The organism is Cupriavidus sp. 22TCCZM01-5 (assembly GCF_057798915.1).
In genome coordinates this window covers 41766-65267 of the sequence record NZ_JBYOJR010000039.1, presented here as the reverse complement: position 1 = coordinate 65267, position 23502 = coordinate 41766, and the positions used below count along the sequence as shown (strand labels likewise).

Sequence of the window (23502 nt, the reverse complement as noted above, 5' to 3'; positions counted from 1 at the left end):
GTCCGCCATGAATCAGTTTGCTATTCTGTATGGCGAGCGATTTACTGCCGCTCGAAGCTGACAGAATTCAAAACCGCCTCGCACACAAAAATACGGACAGGCCCGCCAAGCCCGCCAACCCAAGACCCTTCACTTCGCCGTCGGCATCGCAAACTCAGCCCCACGCGTCATATCATCCGGCCACCGCTGCATGACACTCTTCTGCCGCGTGTAGAACCGCACGCCTTCCTCGCCATACGCGTGCATATCACCGAACAGCGAGCGCTTCCAGCCGCCAAAGCCATGCCAGGCCATGGGCACGGGGATCGGCACGTTGATGCCGACCATGCCGACCTCGATGCGGCGCGCGAACTCGCGCGCGACCTGGCCGTCGCGCGTGTAGCAGGCCACGCCGTTGCCGAACTCATGGTCGTTGACCAGCTTCACAGCCTGCGCGAAGTCGTCCACGCGCACGCATGACAGCACGGGGCCGAAGATCTCTTCCTTGTAGATGCGCATCTCGGGGGTGACGTGGTCGAACAGCGTGCCGCCCGTGAAGAAGCCTTGCTCGTGCCCCGGCACCTTGTAGTTCCTGCCGTCGACCACCAGCTTCGCGCCTTCCTCCACGCCAAGCGCAATGTAGTTCTCGATGCGTTCGAGCGCCTGCCCGGTGACGACCGGGCCCATCTCGGCGGCGGCATCCATGCCGTTGCGGATCACCAGTTCGCGCGCACGGGCCTCCAGCTTCGGCATGATCTTGTCGGCTACGTCGCCGACCAGCACCGCGACCGAGATCGCCATGCAGCGCTCGCCCGCGGAGCCGTAGGCCGCGCCGATCAGGCCATCCACGGCCTGGTCGATGTCGGCGTCCGGCATCACCACCATGTGGTTCTTGGCGCCGCCCAGTGCCTGCACGCGCTTGCCCAGCCGCGCGCCGGTCTCGTAGATGTAGTTGGCGATCGGCGTGGAGCCGACGAAGCTCACCGCCTTGACATCGGCATGATGGAGCAAGGCGTCGACCACGGTCTTGTCGCCCTGCACGACATTGAACACGCCATCGGGCAGTCCGGCCTGCTTGAGCAGCCTGGCCATGAACAGCGACGCCGACGGGTCGCGTTCGCTGGGCTTCAGCACGAAGCAATTGCCTGCGGCGATGGCCACCGGGAACATCCAGCACGGCACCATGCACGGGAAGTTGAACGGCGTGATGCCAGCCACGACGCCCAACGGCTGGCGCAGCGTCCAGTTGTCCATGCCGGTCGAGACCTGGTCCGTGAAGTCGCCCTTGAGCAGCTGCGGAATGCCGCAGGCGAACTCGATGATGTCGATGCCGCGGCTGACTTCGCCGGCCGCATCGCTCAGTACCTTGCCGTGCTCGGCGGTGATGATGGCGGCCAGCTCGTCCTTGTGCTGGTTCATCAGCTCCAGGAACTTCAGCATGACGCGGGCGCGGCGGATCGGCGGGGTGTCGGCCCACTTCGGGAATGCCGCCAGCGAACTGGCCACGGCGGCATCGACATCCTCTGCCGTGCCGAGCCGGACCTGCCGCGCCACGGCACCGGTCGCCGGATTGAACACGGCCTGCGAGCGCGTGCCCGAACCCGCGTAAAGATCGCCGGAAACGAAGTGGATCACGTCTGCGGAATCGCTGTAGGGCGCCGTCATGGGAATCTCCTGTGCTGGTCTGGCGGGCCTGCATCGCCCGCCGTGTCTGGGAATGGGGCGAGTGTATGAAGACCGGCGAGGCACGGGTAGCTGCCCGATGCCGAACTCACTGTTCAGGATTTTTAGCTACTGGCATGCTATAGATACGAACGATTGACGACGCGGCGTGACGAAAAGGGAGCCTGTACATGTCGAAAACCAAGGTTGAGGACCTTTGGGAGCACCTGCACTGGCTGGTTGTGCTGCAGCAGCAGGGCAGTTTCAGCAAGGCCGCCGCGCGCCTCGGCGTCAGCAAGGCCTCGATGAGCCAGCACATTGCCGATCTGGAAAAGGCCGCCGGCATCACGCTCGTGCAGCGCACCACGCGCAGCGCGACGCTGACGGATGCCGGCCGGCAACTGGTCGATTCGATGCGCGGCGCCTTCGAGCAGATCGCCTCCGGCTACGCCAATGTCCGCGACCTGGCGGGCGCGCCGCGCGGCTTCCTGCGCGTCACCGCACCGGTGGCGTTCTCAAGGCAGCAACTGGTGCCTCTGCTGCCCGGATTCCTGCGCCGCTATCCACAGATCCAGGTCGAGCTGGACATGTCGGACCGCCTGCGCCCGCTCGCGCAGGAGGGCTTCGACATTGCCGTGCGGCATACATCCACGCCGCCTGAAACCCACGTCGCCTGGACGCTGGCCGCGACGCGCACGGTGCTGGTGGCGAGCCGTTCCTATCTCGGCACAAGAAGCGCGCCCGAATCGCCCGAGGCACTGGCCGATCACGCCTGCCTGCACTATCCCCGCCGGCAGGGCACCGCCACGTGGACCTTCGTGCGCGGGGCTTCCGGCGCGGGCGCCGGGCACGCTGATCCGGTCACGGTCCCCGTGGCCGGCCCGCTGGCGGTCAACAACAGCGAGGCCTTGCGCGACGCCGCCATGGAAGGCCTTGGCATCGCGCTGCTGCCGGACTTCAGCGCGCAGTCAGCGCTGGCAAGCGGAAGGCTGGTCGAACTGCTGCCGCAATGGCGCGCGACCGGGGCATTCGGGGACTGGCTCTATGCCATCCGGCCGTATTCCGCGCACGCGTCGCGCGTCTCGCAGGTCTTTGTCGAGTACCTGAGGGAGTCGTTCTCGCAGGGCTTCGGGTCCCGCCCGCCGGCCCAGGTCTGACGGCCAGGCCGGCATCGTGCTCAGCGGATCATTTCCCTGGCATCCCCGACCAGCCGCCGCTCTTCCTTCAAGACGATCGTATACGCCTCGCCGGACATCGACTCCAGCCCGGTCCTGTCGATGACGATGATGCGGCCGCGCGTATGTTCGATCAGCCGCAGGTTCTGCAGCTTGCCCATGGCTTCCGTGACGCCTTCGCGGCGCACGCCGAGCATTTCGGCGATGCGCTGCTGCGTGATGCGCAGCTCGTTGCTCTGGAGCCGGTCCAGCGTCTGCAGGATCCAGCGGCAAAGCTGCTCCATCAGCGTGCGGTGGCAAATGCAGGCGGCGGTCTGCCCCACCTGCGTGAGCAGCAGTTGCATGTACCGCATGACCAGCCGCTGCATCTGCGGCAGCCGCGGATACAGGTCGCGCAGGTCGCCGGCCGCTACGCGCCAGCTCGTGCCCGGCTGGCTGACTTCGCACCGCTGCGGCATGGATTCCGCGCCGGTCAGCGCGGGCAGCCCGACCAGGCCTTCGTTGCCGACCGCCGCCAGTTCCACGCTGGAGCCGTCCGCATGGAGCGACAGCAGCGAAACCACGCCTTCTTTCGGAAAGTAGACGTGCCGCACGCGCTGGCCGGCATCGCAAAGCAGCTGCCCCGTGCGCAGTGTCACGGCTTCCAGATACGGCTTCAGTGCCGCCCATTCCGATTCCGGAAGCTGACGCAACAGTAGGTTGTTGCCACCTGTCCTGTAAGTGTCCATCCCGCGCTCCCCGTATCCCACGTTGCAAAAATTCCGAAGGGTCCTTGCCGGTCTGGTGCCGGCCCGTGGGCACATTAAGCGCGTTCTGTACGAGGACGAACATTGGCTGAAGGGCTTAGGCGCCTGGTGTGGGATGAGACAGATGAGCCCCAGCCATAGGGTTGAGGCGGCTCGCCGGCCGGTCAGCTTCCGCATGCATGGATCAAAAACTCCCGCAGCGCATCGGCCGGCTTGTCCAGCTTGCGTCCTGGCTGCCACAGCATGCCGACCTCCATGTCGGGCACCGCGTCCGCGATCGGCCGTGCGGCAATCTGCCGGCCTTCCAGCGACCACGGGCGGTACACCATATCGGACAGCACGGTGACGCCAAAGCCGTGTGCGACCAGCCCGCGCAGCCCCTCCATCGAGCTGGTGCGGAACGCGATGTTCGGGGCCAGCTTGCGGCTGCGCCAGTACCGCAGCGTGGAAGATTCGGCCTCGTCCACCGTAATGAGGATGTACGGGTAGGCCGCGATATCGCGCAGCGAAGGGCGTTCGATCGCCAGTAGCGGGTGCGTGGCCGAGGTCCAGAGCTGCCGCCGTGACCGGATCAGCGTGTGACGGGCAAAGCGCTGCGGCCGTTCCAGGTTGGAGAGCAGGCCGATCCCGAGCTCGATATCGCCGGACAGAACCGCGCGTTCGATCTCGGGGCGGTCCATGTCCAGCAGGTCGAGGTCGATGTCGGGGTAATTGGTGCGAAAGCGCGCCAGCAGGCCCGGCAGGAAGTAGCCCAGCACCGTATAGGAGGCCGCCAGCCGCACGCTGCCTTTCAGCCCATAGACCTGGAATCGCGGCTCGCGCAGGGCATCCTCGACCGAATCGAGGATCTGCCGCGCATGCTGGTGGAACAGGTGGCCTTCGGCGGTCAGCGCCACGCCGTGGGGCAGGCGGTCAAAGAGGCGTACGGCCAGCCGCTGCTCCAGTGTCAGCACCGCGTTGGTAATGGCCGATTGCGACACATGCTCGGCCGTCGCGGCCATTGAGAACTGGCCCGTTTCCGCCGCCGCGACAAAGTAGCGGAACTGCCGCAATGTGATTTCCTTGGCCAGGCGTTCCGGCGTTTCGCGCGCTTTTGCCATGGTGGTCTCCCGGTATTCGTTTATCGGATATCAGCTCTCGGATTTCATGATTTTACGATAGCGATGACGCTTCCTACACTGCCGGAATAACTTCGACATCCCCCGGAGAGAGACACCCATGAATGCCCCGCTGCCACAAGCTCTGCGTGAGGCGCTGGCCAACGCCAGCCTGGACGACAAGTACACCCTGGAGAAAGGCCGCATCTACCTGAGCGGCACCCAGGCGCTGGTGCGCCTGCCCATGCTGCAGAAGGCGCGCGACCGTGCCGCCGGCCTCAATACAGCTGGCTTTATCTCCGGCTACCGGGGCTCGCCGCTGGGCGGCGTCGACCAGGCGCTGTGGAAGGCCAAGGCTCACCTGGCCGCCAGCGACGTGGTGTTCCAGCCCGGCGTCAACGAGGATCTTGCGGCCACCGCGGTCTGGGGCAGCCAGCAGGTCAACCTGTTCCCCGGCGCCACGCGCGACGGCGTGTTCTCGATGTGGTACGGCAAGGGGCCGGGCGTGGACCGTTCCATGGACGTGCTCAAGCACGCCAACTCGGCCGGCTCGTCGCGCCATGGCGGCGTGCTGCTGCTGGCCGGCGACGACCACGCGGCCAAGTCCTCCACTGTGGCGCACCAGTCGGAACACGTGCTGCTGTCCGCCGGCATTCCGGTGCTGTACCCGTCCAACGTGCAGGAATACCTCGACTACGGGCTCCACGGCTGGGCCATGAGCCGCTACTCGGGCCTGTGGGTGTCGATGAAGTGCGTGACGGACGTGGTGGAATCGACGGCTTCGGTCGATATCGATCCGGAGCGCGTGCAGATCGTCCTGCCCGAAGATTTCGCGATGCCCGAAGGCGGCCTCAACATCCGCTGGCCCGATACGCCGCTGCAGCAGGAAGCACGCCTGCTCGACCACAAGTGGTATGCCGCGCTGGCCTATGTGCGGGCCAACCGGCTCAACCGCGTCGTGCTCGATTCGCCCAACGCGCGCTTCGGCATCATGACCGCGGGCAAGGCCTACCTGGATGTACGCCAGGCGCTGGCCGACCTTGGCCTGGACGACAATACCTGCCAGCGCATCGGCATCCGCGTCTACAAGGTCGGCTGCGTGTGGCCGCTGGAGGCGCACGGCGCGCGCGAGTTCGCAACCGGCCTCGAGGAGATCCTGGTGGTCGAAGAGAAGCGCCAGATCCTCGAATACGCGCTGAAGGAAGAACTGTACAACTGGCGCGAGGACGTGCGGCCAAAGGTCTATGGCAAGTTCGACCAGCGCGGCAACGACGGCGGCGAGTGGTCGGTGCCGCGCGGCAACTGGCTGCTGCCCGCGCACTACGAGCTGTCGCCGGCGCTCATCGCCAAGGCCATTGCCCGGCGCCTGGAGCATTTCGACCTGCCCGAAGAAGTGCGTGCGCGCATCGCGGCGCGCGTGGCGCTGATCGAGGCCAAGGAGCGCGAAGCCGCGCAACCGCGGCTCGCCGTCGAGCGCAAGCCGTGGTTCTGCTCGGGCTGCCCGCACAACACCTCCACGCGCGTGCCGGAAGGCTCGCGCGCGCTGGCCGGCATCGGCTGCCATTACATGACGCTGTGGATGGACCGCAATACCGACACCTTCAGCCAGATGGGCGGCGAAGGCGTGGCGTGGACCGGCCAGATGCACTTCACGAACGACAAGCACGTATTCGCCAACCTTGGCGACGGCACGTACTTCCATTCGGGCCTGCTGGCGATTCGCGCGTCGATCGCGGCCAGCGCCAATATCACCTACAAGATCCTGTTCAACGACGCCGTCGCGATGACCGGCGGCCAGCCCATCGACGGCGTGCTGACGGTGCCGCAGATCGCCCACCAGGTCCTGGCCGAGGGCGCGAAGAAGCTCGTGGTCGTTACCGACGAGCCCGAGAAGTACGGCGACGGCGGCATGCTGCCGGCCGGCGTCACGGTGTTCCATCGCGACCAGCTCGACCAGGTCCAGCTCGACCTGCGTGGCACCGCGGGCGTCACCGTGCTGATCTACGACCAGACCTGCGCCACCGAGAAGCGCCGCCGCCGCAAGCGCGGCACCTATCCGGACCCGGCCCGGCGCGCCTTCATCAACGACGCGGTCTGCGAAGGCTGCGGCGACTGCTCGGCCAAGTCCAACTGCCTGTCGGTGGAGCCGCTGGAGACTGAACTGGGCACCAAGCGCAAGATCAACCAGTCGTCCTGCAACAAGGACTTCTCGTGCGTCAACGGCTTCTGCCCGAGCTTCGTCACCGCCGAGGGCGCGCAGGTGCGCAAGCCTGCCGCCGCAGGCGGCAAGGGCACGGGCGCTGATTTCGACGCGCTGCCGCTGCCTGTGCTGCCGGCGCTGGAGCGTCCTTACGGCGTGCTGGTGACCGGCGTTGGCGGCACCGGCGTAGTTACCATCGGTGGCCTGCTTGGCATGGCCGCGCATCTCGAACGCAAGGGCGTGACGGTGCTGGACATGGCGGGCCTGGCGCAGAAGGGCGGCGCGGTGATCAGCCATGTGCAGATCGCGCCGAGCCCGGCGGAGCTTCACGCCACGCGCATCGCCACCGGCGACGCGCGGCTGGTGATCGGCGGCGACGCCATCGTCTCGGCTTCGGCCGAGGTGCTGTCCAAGGTTCGCCACAACGTGACTGCTGCGGTCGTCAACAGCGCCAACACGCCGACCGCGGACTTCATCAAGAACCCGAAGTGGAAGTTCCCTGGCACGAGCGCGGAACAGGACCTGCGCGCCAGCGCGGGCGACGCGTGCGCCTTCATCGACGCCAGCGCGTGGGCAGTGACGCTGCTCGCCGATGCCATCTACTCCAACCCGCTGCTGCTCGGCTTCGCGTGGCAGAAGGGCTGGATTCCGCTGCTGCGCGACAGCCTGCTGCGGGCGATCGAACTCAATGGCGTGTCGGTGGAAAAGAACCGCCTCGCGTTCGAATGGGGACGCTATCTCGCGCATCATGGCGAGGCGGCGGTGCGGGCCATGTTGCCGACGGCGCCGCGCGAGCAGGTGGTCGCCATGCCGCAGACGCTCGACAACCTGATCCGCCAGCGCGAAGCGATGCTGACCGATTACCAGAATGCCGCCTATGCGGGCCGCTACCGCGATGCGGTCGAGCGTATCCGCGCGGCCGAGCAGAAGCTTGGTGCTGCCCGCAAGCTGGCGCTGACCGAGGCCGTGGCGCGCAACCTTGCCAAGCTCATGGCCTACAAGGACGAGTACGAGGTCGCGCGTCTGCATGCCGATCCTGCCTTCCTCGACAAGCTGCGCGCGCAGTTCGAAGGCGAGCCCGGCCGCGACTACCAGCTCAACTTCTGGCTGGCGCCGCCGCTGCTGGCCAAGAGTGACGACCAGGGCCGCCCGCTCAAGCGCCGCTTCGGCCCGCGCACCATGACGGCGTTCCGACTGCTGGCCCGCCTGAAGGGTTTGCGCGGCACCGCGCTCGATGTATTCGGCAAGACGGCCGAGCGCCGTGCCGAGCGGCAGCTGATTGCCGACTACCTGGCCATGGTCGGCGAGTTCGCGCAATCGCTGAGCCACGACCGGCTCGACACCGCGATTGCACTGGCGTTGCTGCCTGAGGACATCCGCGGCTTCGGCCATGTGAAGGAAGCCAGCATGCACGCAGTGGCTGCCCGGCGCGAGGCGCTGCTTGGGCAGTATCGCGAAGGCGCACGTCGGGCCGCGTGACGCAAGCTTGCCGCGGCGTTGTCGGGCAGATCGAAATGCAAGGCTGTCGTGGTGCATGAAAAAACCCGCGCTCCATCATGGAGCGCGGGTTTTTTTCTTCTGCGCGCCAGGCCGCCGCCATGCGCTTACCGCGCCTTGACCTGGCTTGCCCGGATATCCGATTCCAGCGCGAACACCACCAGCATGCCGCCCAGGATCGAGAGGTTCTTCAGAAAATGGTTGAGCTGGTTCTGGAACGTTGCGGCATCCGCGCTCCAGAAGCCATGAAAGACCAGGCTCACCGGCACCAGGAACACCGCCAGCGCCAGTGCGCCCCACCGGGCATTCCAGCCGGTGATGAGGGTCAGGCCGCCGCCGATCTCGATCACGATGGTCAATACCAGCAGGACGCTGGCCAGCGGTAGTCCGGCACTCGCCATCCAGGCCGCGGTGCCTGCGAAGCCACCAATCTTGAGGATGCCGGAAACCAGGAAAATCACGCCGAGCAGGGCGCGGCCGGCGGGGTACAGTCGGGAGATGCTGGGGGTCATGACAATGCTCCAGAGTGGATAGGTTCGCCGGGAGTGCATGAAATTCATTGAAGGATTCGATTTCCCGGTGCTGATGGAATAGTAGGCGGGAACGTGGCGCCATTTGCAAGCGGCAATGAAATCAGTTAATCAAAAATTTTGATGAAATGGGCGGTGGTGGGGCAGCAGAGGCGTGCGATTTCCCAGGCACGGTGAACTAGAATTTTCAGGCGGGCCCGCGCCGGCATCCGCCTCCCGTGTGGCGTGACAGATTCTTGATGAACCTGGCCGGCGTCGGCAGCGGACGGCATGCGTGCGGCCGAAACCCTGATCGGACCCCAAATGGAAGACGACTCGATCCCTTCACAGAGCCTGCTGCCGCAGGCAGCCAATATCGACGCTCCCCCCGCCCCGGACGCCCCGACCACACGCGCGAACGGCAACGCCTTATATGTCAACCGCGAACTGAGCCAGCTCGAGTTCAACCGCCGCGTGCTGATGCAGGCCGCCGATCCCGACACGCCGCTGCTGGAACGCCTGCGCTTCCTCTGCATCTTCAGCAGCAACCTGGACGAGTTCTACGAGATCCGCGTGGCGGGCCTGAAGGAGCAATGCCTGGTCCAGTCGCCGGCCAGCGGACCCGATGGCCTTTCCCCGCAGGCGCTCTATGATCTGGTGAACGCCCGGGTGCGCGAGCTGGTCGCGCTGCAGTACCGGATGCTCAATGAGGTCCTGATTCCCGCGCTCGCCGCCGAGCAGGTCTGCTTCCTGCGGCGGCCGTCCTGGAATGCCGTGCAGGCGGAATGGATCCGCGAGTATTTCTTTAATGAGCTGATGCCCGTGTTGACGCCGATCGGGCTGGATCCGGCGCACCCCTTCCCGCGCGTGCTCAACAAGAGCCTGAATTTCGCCGTGGAGCTGGAAGGCAAGGATGCATTTGGCCGCCGCTCGGGCAACGCCATCGTGCAGGCGCCGCGTGCCCTGCCGCGCGTCATTGCCTTGCCGCCGGAGGTGGCGGGCTGCCGGCACGGTTTCGTCTTCCTGTCATCCATCCTGCATGCGCATGTCTGCGAGCTCTTCAACGGCATGACGGTGCGCGGCTGCTACCAGTTCCGCGTGACGCGCAACAGCGAGATGTTCGTGGACGAGGAAGAAATCAAGAACCTGCGCGAAGCGCTGCAGGGCGAGCTGCCGCAGCGGCATTTCGGCGATGCCCTGCGGCTCGAAGTGGCGGACAACTGCCCGCCGCCGGTGACCTTGTTCCTGCAGCAGCAGTTCGGCCTGTCCGCCATGGAGGTGTTCTCGGTCAATGGGCCCGTCAACCTGGTGCGGATGCTGCAGGTGCCCGAGCAGGTCGACCGCCCCGATCTCAAGTACCCGCCTTTCCGGCCCGGCTTGCCAAAGGGATTGCAGCCGCAAACCGACATGTTCCGCGCCATCCGCGAAGGCGACATCCTGCTGCATCACCCATTCCAGTCATTCGCGCCGGTGGTGGACTTTGTCCGCCAGGCGGCGCAGGACCCGGACGTCGTGGCGATCCGCCAGACCGTCTATCGCGCGGGCCATGACTCAGTGCTGCTGTCCGCGCTGATTGATGCGGCGCGCAAGGGCAAGGAAGTCACGGCGGTGGTGGAACTGCTCGCGCGCTTCGACGAGGAAGCCAATATCGGCTGGGCCGCGCAGCTCGAAGAGGCCGGCGCCCATGTGGTCTACGGCGTGGTCGGCTACAAGGCGCACGCCAAGATGGTACTGGTGGTCAGGCGCGAGGGCGGCCGCCTGCGCCGCTATGCGCACCTCGGTACCGGCAACTACCACAGCCAGACCACGCGCTTCTACACCGACTTCGGGCTGATGACCTGTCATCCGGAAATTACGCAGGACGTCGCCAATGTCTTCGGCCAGCTGACCGGGCTCGGGCAGATCAGCAAGACCGCCCATATCTGGCAATCGCCGTTCACCATGCACAAGTCCCTGCTGCAGGCCATCCGGCGCGAGGCCGAACATGCGCGCGCAGGGCGCAGGGGCTGGATCATCGCGAAGATGAACGCGCTGCTCGAGCCGGGGCTGATCCAGGCGCTCTACGATGCCTCGCGCGACGGCGTGCGCGTCGACCTGATCGTGCGCGGTGCCTGCGCCTTGCGGCCGGGCGTACCAGGGCTCTCGGAGAACATCACCGTGCGTTCCGTGATCGGCCGCTTCCTCGAACATTCGCGGATTTTCTACTTCCATAACGACAAGGCCGAGGACGTGATGCTCTCCAGTGCGGACTGGATGGACCGCAACCTGTTCCGGCGCATTGAAATCTGCTTTCCGGTCCTGGACGCGCGCCTCAGGAAGCGTGTGATCGCCGAAGGCCTGAAGCCCTATCTGCGCGACAAGCACGATGCCTGGGAAATGGAAGCGGACGGCAACTACCGGCGCCGGCGCTCGCGGCAGGGGGAATCCGCGCAGGACTTCCTGCTGGCGAGCCTCACCTGAGCACCACCCGCCTGCCGCCACACTACGGTCGCGCTGTCCGACTCCGCGCCGTGCGCGCCTGACCCTGGCAGTCTCCACACTCAGGCACGTCACCCGTCCGGGGGATATGTGCCACATTCTTGCCGCGGCTTCCCCTGCCCACGCAATGCCGTATCGATTCCCTGCACGAAATGCTGACACACCGCAAGGTGTCCCCAAGCTGCAGTCCTAGAATGTCTGCCGACCTCTTCCCGAACCCCGTGGAAGACACGTCACCCGACAGATACGACGCACGCTTCCCGTTTCTCTCGCCGGCATGGTCAAACGACAACGCCTCAAGAGGCGGTCCCATTTCCATCTCATCGCCTAAACGCCGCTGAGCCCGGCTGACTCCCTGCTTTCGGTCCTGCTTTCCACTGATCCGCAAGCGGTGGTTCGTCCGGATTGCATCAGCATTGTCTGAAGAATCGAATTCCTTCTATATCCGGTCGCGATGTGCCAAGCCTAGACTTTTCCACGCTTTTGCCAAGATCCGCGCTGGCAGCAATGGGCTCGCCGGCGCAGGGGAGAGGACCTATGCGATGAACATGGAGTTCGCATCGGCACAAGCCGGGGCGCATGCCAGCCAACGGCGGATGCCACGCCGCCGGCCGGCACGGCACTGACCGGTCAGATCGAGACGCCAGCGCGGTACCCGGCGTACCGCGCTGGCTTGCGTTGGCCGCGCATTCTTGTCACCCGTAAGGAAGCCATGGAAACACAGGGAAACCGCTTGAGGCTGCATATCGGTCAGGCGCTGTCGGCCGGCGCGTTGTGCCTGCTCCTGCTGGCCGAAGCGACGCAGGTCGGCTACGAGGAGGGCGGCGTGGCGGGTCGTGACATCGCCACGGAGCCAGCGTCATGGCTGCTGGTCCGTGACGCATGGCCGCTACTGCTGCCCGCCCTGGGGCTGAGCCTGCTCCTGGCGATCGGCTATGTGCGTATGCGCCGGCTGGCCGCGCAGCGCATGAAGGTGGAGGCGAAGCTCTCCCATGAACTGGCGCTGAAGGAAGCCCTGCTTGCCAGCCTGCCCGGACCCGTGGCAGCGAAAGGCCCCGATCTGCGCTACATGGACCTCAATCCGGCGTTCGAGCGTTTCTTCGGCATCCGGAAAGCGGATGCGGTGGGCAGGCATGCGCTGGAAGTCGAGCACCTGCGCGACCGGATGAGCGGCGAGCTGCTGGCCCTGCAGGACGAAGCCATGCGGAGCATGGCGCCGCGCCACAAGCATCTGCACATGAAGAACGCAGCAGGCCAGTTGCGGCGCGTGAACTTCTGGGTCTTGCCGTTTCGCAACCCGGATGGCACGCCGGGCGGCATCGTCACCATGCACTTCGACGTGACGGAGATCGATGAAGCGCGCGAGCGCGCGCAAGAGTTCGAGCGCAGGTTGAAGGACGTGATCGACAGCCTGCCCGTGACCGTGTTCCAGAGCCGCTTGCGAACCCGTGACCTGGACCAGAACTGGGAGGTGACGTATGCCGCCGGCGATGGCGCGGGGCTTGGCGTCGATACCGCCTCCGCGCTTGGCGCTGGCTCGCCGGAGCAAGCCGGCGTCTGCCCGGAGGACCATCCGCGGCTTCGTGCTGCGATCCTGGAGAGCGCGCGTTCATGCCAGCCGCTGGATATTGTCGGGCGCCTGAAGCGGGGGGCGGAACTGCGGTGGATCCAGGCCCGCGCCACGCCCAGGCGGGAGGGGGCGTTCACCGTGTGGAATGGCGTGATCCTCGATGTCACCGACCAGCATCGCCAGGCCGACGCGCTGCAAGAGGCCAAGGAGGCGGCCGAGTCCGCGCTGCGTGCCAAAGAGGGATTCCTTGCCATGATGAGCCATGAGATCCGTACGCCGATGAACGGCATCCTCGGGCTGGTCGAACTGCTGCAGAACACAGGGCTGGCGCCCGAGCAGCAACGCCTGCTCGCGCTGGCGCAGGAATCTGGCCAGGCGCTCGCGCAGATCCTCGACGATATCCTGGACTACGCGAAGATCGAAGCGGGCCGCCTGGCGATCCTGCCGGCGCCGCTGGACCTGCGCGACCTGCTGGACAGCGTCTCGTCGCTGCTGATGCCGCAGGCGCAAAAGAAGGGCCTGCAGCTGTGCCTGTACGTCAGTCCGGAGGTTCCCGCCACGGTACGCGCCGACGGCATCCGGATGCGTCAGATCCTCTTCAATCTGCTGGGCAATGCCATCAAATTCACCGACCACGGCAGCGTCGCGCTGCGCGCCACGATCGAGGCATGCACGGATGAAACCGCGACCGTGCTGGTAGAGGTGCAGGACACCGGCATCGGCATTGCAAAGGCAGACATGGGCCGGCTCTTCACGCCATTCGTGCAGGTCGAGCGCAGCTCGACGCGCCGCTTTGGCGGCACCGGGCTCGGGCTCGCCATCTCGCGCAGCCTGGCCGCCATGATGGGCGGCAGCCTGGCGCTGTCCAGCGAGGAAGGCACGGGCACGACGGCGGCACTGCGCGTGCCGTGCACGGTCCTGTGCCAGCAATACGAACTGCCCTTGCTGCAGCAGCGCAAGGTGGCCGTCCGCGTTCGCGACCCGGACATCGCGCAGGCGCTCCTCGCCCATGTCCGGACCGCGGGCATGGTCCCGCTGGCGGAGCATGATGAGGCAGCGCAGGCGGCTGTCGTGCTGGCCGATGCGGACCCGCTGCCGGCGCTCAGCGGCGACAAGCGCCTGGTCCTGGTGACGACAAAGTGGAAGCAGCTCGGCTTCGGGGCCGATCAACATGGCAGCGTGCGGCTGAGCGCGAATCCGCTGCGGTGGGCCGCGTTCATCGGCGCGGTGGAACGAGCGCTGGAACGCCAGGCGTCGCCGGCCGTCGCCGGGGAAGCCGGCCCCACGCAAGCGGCAGCCGCTTTGCGCGCGCCGAGGCGCTGGCGGATCCTCGTGGCCGAAGACCATCGCATCAACCAGGACGTCATCCGGCAGCAGCTCGTGCGGCTTGGCCACCTGCCGACGGTGGTGGATAACGGCGAGGCCGCGCTGCAGGCGTTGGGCTCTGGCGAGTTCGACCTCGTGCTGACGGACTTCCACCTGCCGGTGATGGACGGCTTCGCGCTGACGCAGGCCATCCGCAACAGCCGGGACGCCGCGCTGCGCACGCTGCCCGTGGTGGGCATTACCGCGACCACGGCGCCGGACGAACACCGGCTTGGCTTCGACTCTGGCATGAATGCGTGCGTGCTGAAGCCGGTCACGCTGGCCTCGCTGCAGGAAGGCCTGTCCCGCGCGATGGACGCACGCGGCAGCGCGCGCGAACCGATCGGGGCCGGACCGCGGCGGGCCGGCGGCACGGGCATCCCTGCTTTCGATGCCACGCGCTTGCGGCGCGAAAGCCTGCTGGAGGTGCTTCATGCGGGATCGGGCGATGCCGGGCTGCAGGACTGCATCGCGGCGCTCGCGGAGGATCGGGAGAGATTGGTCGATTGCCTTGCCAGGGGAGCGATCGGCAAACTCAAGCCGTGGTGCCACCGCATGCGCGGCGCACTCTCGGTGTTCGGCCACCCACACCTGGACGAAATCATGGATCGCTTTCAGAAGACCGTGCAGTCGGGCGCTGCGGTGCAGGTGCGCGCCGCCGGCCAACCGGTGCTGGATGTCATCGCGTACCTGATCGAAGCGCTCGGAACCGACGCCGGTGCGGCGAACGACGGTGCCGCCGGCCGCGTTCAGGGGCCGGTGAGCTGCCGCGACTGTGCGCGTCCGGATGATGCATGCCCTGGCGGCAATTCCGGTGGCGACCTTGTATCTGGAGTAGAGGAATAGCGATGGTAATCAGAGTCGTGCTGGCGGACGATCATCCGCTGATCATTTTCGGGGTGCGGCAGACGCTGGCCGCGGCGGCAGGCATCCGGGTCGTGGCCGATGCGCCCAATCCCCGGGCGCTGATGGAGCTGTTGCGCAACGTGCCGTGCGATGTGCTGGTGACCGACTTTTCCATGCCTTGCGGCGCCATGCCCGATGGCCTGACGATGCTGGCCGCGCTGCGCACCCGGTTTCCTCACGTCAGGGTGGTGATCCTGACCATGCTGGAGAACCCGGGACTGATGGCCAGCATGCAGGACGTTGGCGTGCTGGGCATCGTCAACAAGCGTGACGACCTGTCGGAACTGCCGGAGGTGATCGCGGCGGCGTACCGGCGCAGGCGGATGCTCGGTACCTCCGTGCGCGAGGACATGAAACGCTGGGAACAACAGAGGTTGCAGCGGCATGCCAGGCGCAGCCTCAGCCTCAGCCCGCGTGAAATGGAGGTTGTGCGCATGTACGTCAAGGGCATGACGACGACTCAGGTGGCGCGCTACCTGCATCGCAGTGTCAATACGGTTAGCACGCAGAAGAGCAATGCCATGCGCAAGCTGGGGTTGTCTAATGACGCGGAGCTGTTTGATTATGCGCATGAGCATGGGTTGAAGTCGTGAGGGGGGAATGCGCGTTGTCTGGATGGGTTTGGATGTCGTTCCTGGCAGGCGCCGCTGTTTCGCCGGCGTAGCCGGCGAGTCACTTTTGTCTCGCGACAAAAGTAACCAAAAACGCGTTTTCGTGGCTGAAAAACAAGGAGCGCCTCGTTGATGGCCAGCCGCCAGGCGACGCGCTTCTTGCCTACTTCTTGTCGCTCGGACAAGAAGTAGGTAGCCGGCTACGCCGGCGAAACAGCGGCGCCCGCCAAGCACAACGAGCCAGTCCCCACCACAAAGCCCCGCCGGCCACGCCGGCGAAACAGCGGCGCCTGCCAAGAACGACAGACCCCACCCCTTAGCCATTCCCGCAAAGGCCCTTTTTTACCAGTGGAAGCCGGCACCGATCGTCGCGCCGACATTGCCGCGCGAATTGGTGGTCACGCCTCCCTTGAACACCCACTTGCCAGAGTCTGAGAGCGCCGACACCCCCAGTGCAAGCGCGGACTGGCCGCTGTAGGTGCTGCCGGCCAGCGCGACCATGCCCTTGCCTGGCAGTACCGACTGCGGCAGCCCCGCCAGCGCCATGGCCGAGGCGGTGCCCGCGTTGGCGTCGCGCTGCACGCCGTCGATCCGGTTGTTCAGGCTGTTGATGGACTGGGTGTTGCCGCCAACCTGCTGGTTCAGGTTGGCAATGTCCTGCGTGTTCTCATCTACCTTCTGGTTGGTCGCGTACAACTGCGAGCCGTTGACCGCGTCGGTGCTGCCTGCACTGATGCGGCCGGCAGCGACGTTGGTCACGGTGCGCTCGCTTCCGGCCGACCCGACGCTGACCGTGCCGGCCGCGCTGCCGCCGGCGAACTGGTAGGTGGTGCCGCCCACCACGCCGCTGGCGGTGGCCACCGCCGCCGCCGTGACCGAGCCGGCGCCGAGCGCTACGCTGTTGACGTCCGATGCCACGGCGTTGCGGCCGAGCGCGAGTGCGCTGTCGCCGCTCGCCGTTGCGTTGTAGCCCACCGCTGTCGATCCTTGCCCCTGAGCGTAGGCGTCGGCTTGCGGCAGCCCCGTGTCGTTGGTGCGGACATAGCGGATGCCGCGCCCGTTCTGCTCGGTGTACTCGGTCGACTGGTCGCCAGCGAAATTGTTGATGACGGCGTTGGTCTCGTTGAGCTGCGACATGTTCACCGCGTCGCTGTCATTGACGCCGCGCGCCACATTGGTGATCTTCGTGCCTCCGGCCTTGGTCACCGAATTGTACGTGTCGCCGCCCATCGTCACGCTGTTGTAATTGACCGTGCCATCGGGATTCGTGTCGTACTTTACGGCGCCCTGGTCCAGGGTCGAGATGTTCGACGCGATCTGCTCGATGGCCTGGTTTGTCGCATACAGCTGGGAACCGTTGACGGCATCGGTGCTGTCGGCACTGATGCGGCCAGCGGCCACATTGGTGATGGTGCGCTCGGCGCCGGCGGCGCCGACGCTGACGGTGCTGGTCGGCGCGGTGCCTGCAAAAGTGTAGTCCTTGCCGGCGATGGTCACGCCCGTGGTGGCCACCGCGGCCGCGGTGACCGAGCCTGAGCCGAGCGCAACATCGCCCGCATTGGCGGCGACGCTGTTGTGGCCGATTGCCACCGCATCCGCTCCGGCCGCATTGCTGTCGCGTCCCATGGCCACGGCACTGTCCCCGGATGCCTGCGCGTTATAGCCGACTGCGGTCGAGGCCTGCCCCTTGGCGTAGGCGTCAGCCTGCGGCAGACCAGTGTCATTGGTGCGGACGTAGCGGATGCCGCGGCCGTTTTCTTCCGTGTACGTGGCCGACTGGTCGCCCGCGAAGTTGTCGACCGTATTGGTGATGCTGGTCACGTCGGCCTTGACTTCATTCAGCTGGGACACGTTCACCGCATCGCTGTCAGCCACGCCGCGCGCCACGTTGGTGATTCTCGTGCCGCCGGTCTTGGTCACCGTGTCATACGTCTCGCCCCCCATCGTCACGCTGTTGTAATTGACGGTGCCGTCCGCAAACCGGTCGTACTTGACCGCGCCCTGGTCCAGGGCCTCGATGGCCTCGTTGGTCGCATAGAGCTGCGAGCCGTTGATGGCATCGGTGCTGGTGGCACCGATGCGGCCGGCGGCTACGTTGGTGATGGTGCGCTCGGCGCCGATGTCGCCAACGCTGACCGTGCTGGCCGGCGCGGTGCCGGCGAAGGTGTAGTCCTTGGCGGCAATCGTCGTGCCCGCCGTGCCAACCGCGGCCTGCGTCACGGAACCCGCGCCGAGTGCCACGTCGTTGTCGTTGGCGGCCACGGCATTGCGGCCAAGCGCCAGCGCATTGCCGCCGAGTGCGACGGCGTTGTAGCCCAGTGCGGACGAGCCGACGCCTTGCGCGTGCGCATCGTCCAGCGGCAGGCCGCTGTCGTTGGTGCGCACATAGCGGATGCCGCGGCCGTTGTCGTCGATGTACGTATCGGACTGGTCGCCGGCAAAGTTGTTGATGATGGCGTTGGTCTCGTTGAGCTGCGACATGTTCACCGCATCGCTGTCGTCCACGCCGCGCGCGACGTTGACGATCTTCGTGCCGCCCGTCTTGGTCACCGGGTTGTAGGTATCGCCACCTAGCGTCACGCTGTTGCGGCTGCTGTCGTCGTACAGGACCGCATTCGCCGTGGCAGCCTGCAACTGGCTTACGTTGACAGCGTCGTTGGCCGCCGTGCCGGCGGTCAGGCCGGTGATCTTGCCGCTGCCGCCGTCGTTGATGGTGACGTTGCCGAACTTCGGCGCGTCGGCCAGCTGCAGGTTGATCGCGCCCGAGATCGGATCGGTCACGGTTTTCAGGTTGCCGCCGGAGTAGGTGCCGGCGGTGGTGGCGGCACCGGCGATCGCCAGCGTGTCGCCGAGATGGCGGTCGACGCTGCCGCCGCTGTTGCCGCTGAAGCTGAGCGGCTTGTCCAGTTCCTGTGACACGGCATGCAGTTGCGAGCCGTTGATGGCGTCGGTGCTGGTGGCGCTGACCTGGCCGGCCGCAACATTCTGGATCTGCCGCGGAGCCGCCGCGGAACCTACGCTCACCACATCGCCCGCCGCCGGCGACCCGCCGGCTAAGGTGTGCGCAACGCCATTCACGGTCATGCCGGGTGTAGGCGTGGCCGCAGACACCGTGGCATTGTTGCCCAGCACCACGGCGCCGCTCAGACCTGCTGGAACGGACACGTTGTTGCCCACCACGAACGCATTGTCGGCGTCGATGGTGTTGTTGTTGCCGAGCGCATAGCTGCCGGAGCCATTGACGGTGTTAGGGTCGCCAATTGCGCCGGAATGATCGCCGTTGACAACGTTGCGGGCGCCGATGCTGATGGCCTGGACGCCAAGTGCCTGCGCCGCCTTGCCCACGGCAATGGCCTCGGTATTCGCTGACTTTGCGCCATCACCGGCGGCGATGGACGACGTGCCGCTTGCGAAGGCATAGTCACCCAGCGCAAGCGCCTGGTCGCCGGCCGCTGTCGAGAGCACGCCCACGGCGACAGCGGCGTTGTGCGAGGCAACGGCCCCACGCCCGAGCGCGACGCTGTAGTTGCCCGTGGCAAACGCCGCGGTACCGACGGCGGTACCGTCAAGGGCTGCGGACGAATCCACCCCGAGCGCTACGGCGCCATCACCGGAGGCACTGGTGTTGCTGCCGAACAATGTCAACCCTGCATGCTCGTTCGCGTTGGCGTTGTTGCCGACAATGGTCGAACCCGCGCGAGGCAGCGGGCTTCCCCATGGGTCGGTGGTCATGGTGGGATAGAAGTAAGTCGGGTACGAGATGCCCGCCGCGTTGTCGCCGATGACGAGGTCGCTGGAAGCGCCGGTCGCGTTGTCCCCGATCGCCTGGAATGCGTAGGCGCCTTGCATGGCGCCTTGGGCAGCCATGGCAAGCACCGCGACGACAATCGTGCGGCGGGCGAGCTTGAGGCGCCCCTTGGCGGTTTCGGGTGCGGCGACCCATGTACCCGTGGATGCGTTGTAGACGCTGCGGTATGTCTTGTTCATGATGGCTTCCTGATGGCTAGGGACGGCAGGGCAGGCGCTCGACGCCAGTGGCCTTGCCTGGGGCAACCCACATAAACCGGGCGTGAGTTCGCCCCTGCCGCATGCGCGGCATGTTCAAAAAGTGGGGGAATGGAAGGGATCAGCCGGTCGTCACCACGCCGGCCGGCCGGTGCGCTACTTCACGCCGGTGGAGCGGATCTCCACGCGCCGGTCGGGCGCCAGGCACGCAATCAGCCGGGTCCGGGGCATGGCGCCGCAGTGGCTGACGGGGTTGGCCTCGCCACGGCCTTGTGCCGTTACCACGCGGCTGTCCACGCCTCGCGCGACCAGCAGGTTCTTCACCGTCTCCGCGCGCCGTTGCGCCAGGCGCTGGTTGTAGGCGGCGGAGCCGAGGCGGTCGGTGTAGGCGTACACGTCGACATGCCTGAGCGATTTCATCGCGGCCAGCTCCCTGCCAAGTGCATCGACCAGGCGGCGGCCTCCCGGCAGAAGGTCGGCCGGACCCGAGCCGTTGAAGGCGAACAGGGCATCGGCGCCCAGCGTTGTGGTTCGTTCGGTGACGGCAGGCATCACGGCGGGGGCTGCCGGCGCGGGCGTGTCCGGGTACTTCAGGAATGACGCGCACGATTCGGGCGCCCAGTAGTACGAGCGCGACAGCATGTCCGTGTCGAACAGCACCTTCATCTGGCATTGCACGACATCGTCCGGTGCTGCGTTGCCGGTGCGGAAATTGAACAGGTAATCCCACTCGCGCACATCGAGCATGCCCTCCTTGAAGTGCGGGCGGCCGATCAGCGCGTAGTGCTGGTCCTTGGTCATGCCAGGGCGCAGCTGCCGCAGGTTGTCGAGGTTGGCGAAGGTGCCCTGCGCGGGCCACGCGCTGGCCTTGTCGGGGAATACGACCTGGCTCGACGTGCCCTGGTGGGTTGGGGGGCTGGAGGTCGTGGAACATCCGGCCACGATGGCGGTGGCCATGGCTGCCGCGGCGAGGGAAGAGGTAGTCAATCTCATAGTGATGCCTCGGTTTGATCGAAGAATTCCGATCCGCGGCAAGCACTGTTCTCGGCCAGACGATCTGACCGGGAGATTGGCTTCAGTCGGAAAGAGAGCGGGCGATGTTGTCGCCGCGCCGGGTCTCCCGCCGCGCCGATCACTCGGGTGACCAGCGCGGCGTCGATGGAGACCGGTGCTGAATGCTGCGGATCTTCGCCTCGTAGACTAGGGTTCGGCAGCAACGGAAACTATAGAAGGACTTCGATTCCGCGCGGGTTTCGTGTGCGGGCGGATGCCGCGGTTGCCGCGGCTGGGTGGGGCGCGTTGATCGCTGATGTCGTGCTGATGCGCTGGCTGTTCAGATAGCGCCTTCCGCGCGCAGCGCATCCACCTGCGCGTCGCTGAATCCCAGCGCACCGAGAATATCCGCCGAGTGTTCGCCGAGCGCAGGCACGCTGCCCATGCATGCCTGCGCGCGGGACAACGTGGCGGGAGGCAGCAGCGCCTGCACCGGCCCGGCCGGCGTGGCGACTTCGCGCCAGCGGTCTCGCGCGGCGAACTGCGGATGCGCCCAGACCTCGTGCATATCGTTCAACGGCGCATTGGCAATGCCGCCCCGGTCGAGACGTTCGATCAGCTGGTCGCGCGTCATGTGCGCAAGGCACGCGCCGATCTCGGCATCGAGCGCGGCACGGTTGGCCACGCGCTGCAGGTTGGTCGCGAAGCGTTCGTCCGCGGCGAGCGCCGTGTCGCCGAGCACCTCGCGGCAGAAGCATTGCCACTCGCGATCATTCTGCAGGCCGAAGATCACGCTGCCGCCATCGCCGGCCCGATACTGGCCGTACGGTGCGATGGCCGGATGGGCAAGGCCGGTGCGCGCCGGCGGCGTGCCGCCATAGTGGGCGAAGTTCAGCGGGTACGACATCCATTCGCCCAGCGCTTCGAGCATGGTGACCTCCACGCGCTGGCCCTTGCCGGTGCGCGCGCGTGCCAGCAAGGCCGAGAGGATGCCCGAGTAGGCGTACATGCCGGCCGCGATATCGGCAATCGAGATGCCCGCGCGCGACGGCTCGGCTTCGGACCCCGTCACGGAGATCAGGCCAGCGGCTGCCTGGATCAGCAGGTCGTAGGCCTTCTTGTCGCGGTACGGGCCCTGGTCGCCGTAGCCGGAGATGTCGCACACGACGAGGCCGGGAAAGGCGGCATGCAGCGCGTCGAAATCCAGTCCCATGCGCTGGGTGGCGCCGGGCGCAAGGTTCTGGATCAGGACATCGGCCTGGCCCAGCAATTGCCGCACGATCCCGGCGGCGCGCGGATGCTTCAGGTCCAGCGTCAGGCTCTCCTTGCCCCGGTTGGCCCAGACGAAGAACGACGACATGCCATGCACGGCCTGGTCATACCCGCGCGCGAAGTCGCCTGCGCCGGGGCGTTCGATCTTGATGACGCGGGCGCCGAGGTCGGCCAGCTGGCGGCTGGCGAACGGCGCGGCAACGGCATGTTCGAGGGCGAGCACGGTGATGCCGTCGAGCGGCGGGGTAGCGGGGGACATGGCGGGTTCCTGGGAATCGGGTCGGCCGGGACAGGAGGCCGAGATAGGAGGCCGAGTATAGGAACCGCGCGGGCGCCGCGGCCAGTCGAGATTTCCTAAGCGGGGTTCGAGGGTGTCTAACGACCGGCTGCGTCGCGTCTGCCACTGGCGTGGGAGAGGGAAGAAGCCCGCGTGCATCGTTCAGCCCGCTTCGCCTGCCTCCCCCGACTCCGCCACGAACCGGATGAACGCCCGTGCATAGCCGGGCAACGCCTGCTGGTCGCGCACGACAATCCGCTGCTCGCGCCTGGCCCACGGCTCGTCCAGCACGACGCCTTCCACCAGCCCCTGCGCGATCGCCGGATCGGCGACCGAGCGCGGCACCAGCGAAATGCCCGCGCCTTCCTGCACGCAGCGGATGACCGCCGCAAAGTTCGCCGCATGCACCCTGACACGGGGCGTCATGCCCGCGCGCGCGGCCATCTGCTTCAGGTACAGGAAGTTGCTGCTGCGGCTGCCGATCGACACCAGGTCGTACTGCAGCGCCTGCGTCAGCGGCACGCGCTCGTGCAGGCCAAGCGGATGCCGGGGCGGGACCACGAACAGCAGCTCGTCCTCGCCGTAGCGGATCGATTCGAGCCCGCGCAGGTCGATCGCGCCGGCCACCAGGCCGATATCGGCGCGCGCTTCCAGCACCGCGCGCACGCTTTCCTCGCTCAGGTGCTCTTCCAGGTCGACGTTGACGTTAGGGTAGGCGGCCAGGAAACGGCTGAGCGCGGCGGGCAGGCTGCTCATGGTGCTGCTGTTCGCATGGACGCGCAGGTGGCCTTCGATGCCGTCGGTATGGCGGCGCATATCGGCCTGCAGCCGTTCGACATTGTCGAGAATGGTGCGCGCGTGGTGCAGCATGGTTTCACCGGCCGCCGTCAAGGCCATGCCCTTCTGCGTGCGCCGGAACAAGGGCACGCCCACGGCCTGCTCGAGGTTCTTCAGGCGGTAGCTTGCCGAGGGTGCGGTCAGGTGCATATCGGACGCGCCGGCGGTCAGGCTCTTGGCCTGCGCGATCGCCAGGAATACGCGCAGGTCTGTCAGTTCAAATCGCAAATCTGTCTCCGTCAGCGCTGGTCGGGTCGGGCCAGGTCGGGCCGGACCACCCGCAAAGCCTTGCCGCACAGCGCTTTTAGAATTCTTCTAAGGGA

At 66.5% G+C, this 23502-nt stretch carries 13 protein-coding genes; 5 read left to right on the top strand and 8 right to left on the bottom strand.

Translation table 11 applies throughout. From position 1 onward, the window contains the following. Positions 1 to 129: 129 nt before the first annotated feature. Entirely contained in the window at positions 130 to 1644 is a 1515-nt protein-coding gene (locus AC3FNH_RS27790; RefSeq protein ID WP_276102944.1) for a CoA-acylating methylmalonate-semialdehyde dehydrogenase, read from the bottom strand. A gap of 188 nt (positions 1645 to 1832) precedes the next feature. On the opposite strand from AC3FNH_RS27790, the gene AC3FNH_RS27785 reads away from it, so the two are divergent. Next, a complete protein-coding gene (locus AC3FNH_RS27785; protein ID WP_488722352.1) occupies positions 1833 to 2798 on the top strand; it encodes a LysR family transcriptional regulator in 966 nt (321 codons plus the stop codon). Between the two features lie 20 nt (positions 2799 to 2818). Here AC3FNH_RS27785 and AC3FNH_RS27780 read toward each other — a convergent pair whose 3' ends face one another. Together AC3FNH_RS27780 and AC3FNH_RS27775 are read right to left on the bottom strand one after the other, a co-directional pair. Further along, the gene (locus AC3FNH_RS27780) at positions 2819 to 3544 is read right to left on the bottom strand and encodes a Crp/Fnr family transcriptional regulator (protein ID WP_276102946.1); all 726 of its coding nucleotides are present in this window, start codon (positions 3542 to 3544) and stop codon (positions 2819 to 2821) included. A gap of 182 nt (positions 3545 to 3726) precedes the next feature. Further along, positions 3727 to 4662: a LysR family transcriptional regulator gene (locus AC3FNH_RS27775; protein WP_276102947.1), complete on the bottom strand. Its 936-nt coding sequence runs from the start codon at positions 4660 to 4662 to the stop codon at positions 3727 to 3729. Positions 4663 to 4780: 118 nt separating this feature from the next. Here AC3FNH_RS27775 and AC3FNH_RS27770 point away from each other — a divergent pair, with 118 nt between their 5' ends. Next, positions 4781 to 8338, top strand: coding sequence for an indolepyruvate ferredoxin oxidoreductase family protein (locus AC3FNH_RS27770; protein WP_488722351.1), 3558 nt, complete (start codon positions 4781 to 4783; stop codon positions 8336 to 8338). A gap of 125 nt (positions 8339 to 8463) precedes the next feature. Here AC3FNH_RS27770 and AC3FNH_RS27765 read toward each other — a convergent pair whose 3' ends face one another. Continuing rightward, entirely contained in the window at positions 8464 to 8868 is a 405-nt protein-coding gene (locus AC3FNH_RS27765; RefSeq protein WP_276102949.1) for a DoxX family protein, read from the bottom strand. A gap of 321 nt (positions 8869 to 9189) precedes the next feature. Between AC3FNH_RS27765 and ppk1 the strand changes: the two genes are divergently transcribed. The 3 genes from ppk1 to AC3FNH_RS27750 all read left to right on the top strand — a co-directional run bounded on the left by ppk1 (position 9190) and on the right by AC3FNH_RS27750 (position 15777). Next, positions 9190 to 11325, top strand: a complete 2136-nt coding sequence (gene ppk1, locus AC3FNH_RS27760) for a polyphosphate kinase 1 (protein ID WP_276102950.1) — start codon at positions 9190 to 9192, stop codon at positions 11323 to 11325. Positions 11326 to 12055: 730 nt separating this feature from the next. Further along, positions 12056 to 15124, top strand: coding sequence for an ATP-binding protein (locus AC3FNH_RS27755; RefSeq protein WP_488722350.1), 3069 nt, complete (start codon positions 12056 to 12058; stop codon positions 15122 to 15124). 2 nt (positions 15125 to 15126) lie between these two features. Continuing rightward, positions 15127 to 15777 (top strand): response regulator, encoded by a 651-nt coding sequence (locus tag AC3FNH_RS27750; RefSeq protein WP_488722349.1) that lies wholly within the window; start codon positions 15127 to 15129, stop codon positions 15775 to 15777. A gap of 360 nt (positions 15778 to 16137) precedes the next feature. Here AC3FNH_RS27750 and AC3FNH_RS27745 read toward each other — a convergent pair whose 3' ends face one another. From AC3FNH_RS27745 to AC3FNH_RS27730, 4 genes are all read right to left on the bottom strand, one after another. Then, positions 16138 to 19782, bottom strand: a complete 3645-nt coding sequence (locus tag AC3FNH_RS27745) for a YadA-like family protein (protein ID WP_488722348.1) — start codon at positions 19780 to 19782, stop codon at positions 16138 to 16140. 174 nt (positions 19783 to 19956) lie between these two features. Further along, on the bottom strand, positions 19957 to 20793 hold the full coding sequence (gene bamE / locus AC3FNH_RS27740) for an outer membrane protein assembly factor BamE domain-containing protein (RefSeq protein ID WP_488722347.1): 837 nt from the start codon (positions 20791 to 20793) through the stop codon (positions 19957 to 19959). A gap of 340 nt (positions 20794 to 21133) precedes the next feature. Continuing rightward, positions 21134 to 22324, bottom strand: coding sequence for a CaiB/BaiF CoA transferase family protein (locus AC3FNH_RS27735; protein WP_488722346.1), 1191 nt, complete (start codon positions 22322 to 22324; stop codon positions 21134 to 21136). A gap of 180 nt (positions 22325 to 22504) precedes the next feature. Beyond that, positions 22505 to 23407 (bottom strand): LysR substrate-binding domain-containing protein, encoded by a 903-nt coding sequence (locus AC3FNH_RS27730; RefSeq protein WP_488722345.1) that lies wholly within the window; start codon positions 23405 to 23407, stop codon positions 22505 to 22507. Positions 23408 to 23502: the final 95 nt, after the last annotated feature.

Bases quoted from the DNA above. Each gene is read 5' to 3' on its own strand.
- AC3FNH_RS27790 (WP_276102944.1), bottom strand. From the start codon at position 1,644: ATGACGGCGCCCTACAGCGATTCCGCAGACGTGATCCACTTCGTTTCC.
- AC3FNH_RS27785 (WP_488722352.1), top strand. From the start codon at position 1,833: ATGTCGAAAACCAAGGTTGAGGACCTTTGGGAGCACCTGCACTGGCTG.
- AC3FNH_RS27780 (WP_276102946.1), bottom strand. From the start codon at position 3,544: ATGGACACTTACAGGACAGGTGGCAACAACCTACTGTTGCGTCAGCTT.
- AC3FNH_RS27775 (WP_276102947.1), bottom strand. From the start codon at position 4,662: ATGGCAAAAGCGCGCGAAACGCCGGAACGCCTGGCCAAGGAAATCACA.
- AC3FNH_RS27770 (WP_488722351.1), top strand. From the start codon at position 4,781: ATGAATGCCCCGCTGCCACAAGCTCTGCGTGAGGCGCTGGCCAACGCC.
- AC3FNH_RS27765 (WP_276102949.1), bottom strand. From the start codon at position 8,868: ATGACCCCCAGCATCTCCCGACTGTACCCCGCCGGCCGCGCCCTGCTC.
- ppk1 (WP_276102950.1), top strand. From the start codon at position 9,190: ATGGAAGACGACTCGATCCCTTCACAGAGCCTGCTGCCGCAGGCAGCC.
- AC3FNH_RS27755 (WP_488722350.1), top strand. From the start codon at position 12,056: ATGGAAACACAGGGAAACCGCTTGAGGCTGCATATCGGTCAGGCGCTG.
- AC3FNH_RS27750 (WP_488722349.1), top strand. From the start codon at position 15,127: ATGGTAATCAGAGTCGTGCTGGCGGACGATCATCCGCTGATCATTTTC.
- AC3FNH_RS27745 (WP_488722348.1), bottom strand. From the start codon at position 19,782: ATGAACAAGACATACCGCAGCGTCTACAACGCATCCACGGGTACATGG.
- bamE (WP_488722347.1), bottom strand. From the start codon at position 20,793: ATGAGATTGACTACCTCTTCCCTCGCCGCGGCAGCCATGGCCACCGCC.
- AC3FNH_RS27735 (WP_488722346.1), bottom strand. From the start codon at position 22,324: ATGTCCCCCGCTACCCCGCCGCTCGACGGCATCACCGTGCTCGCCCTC.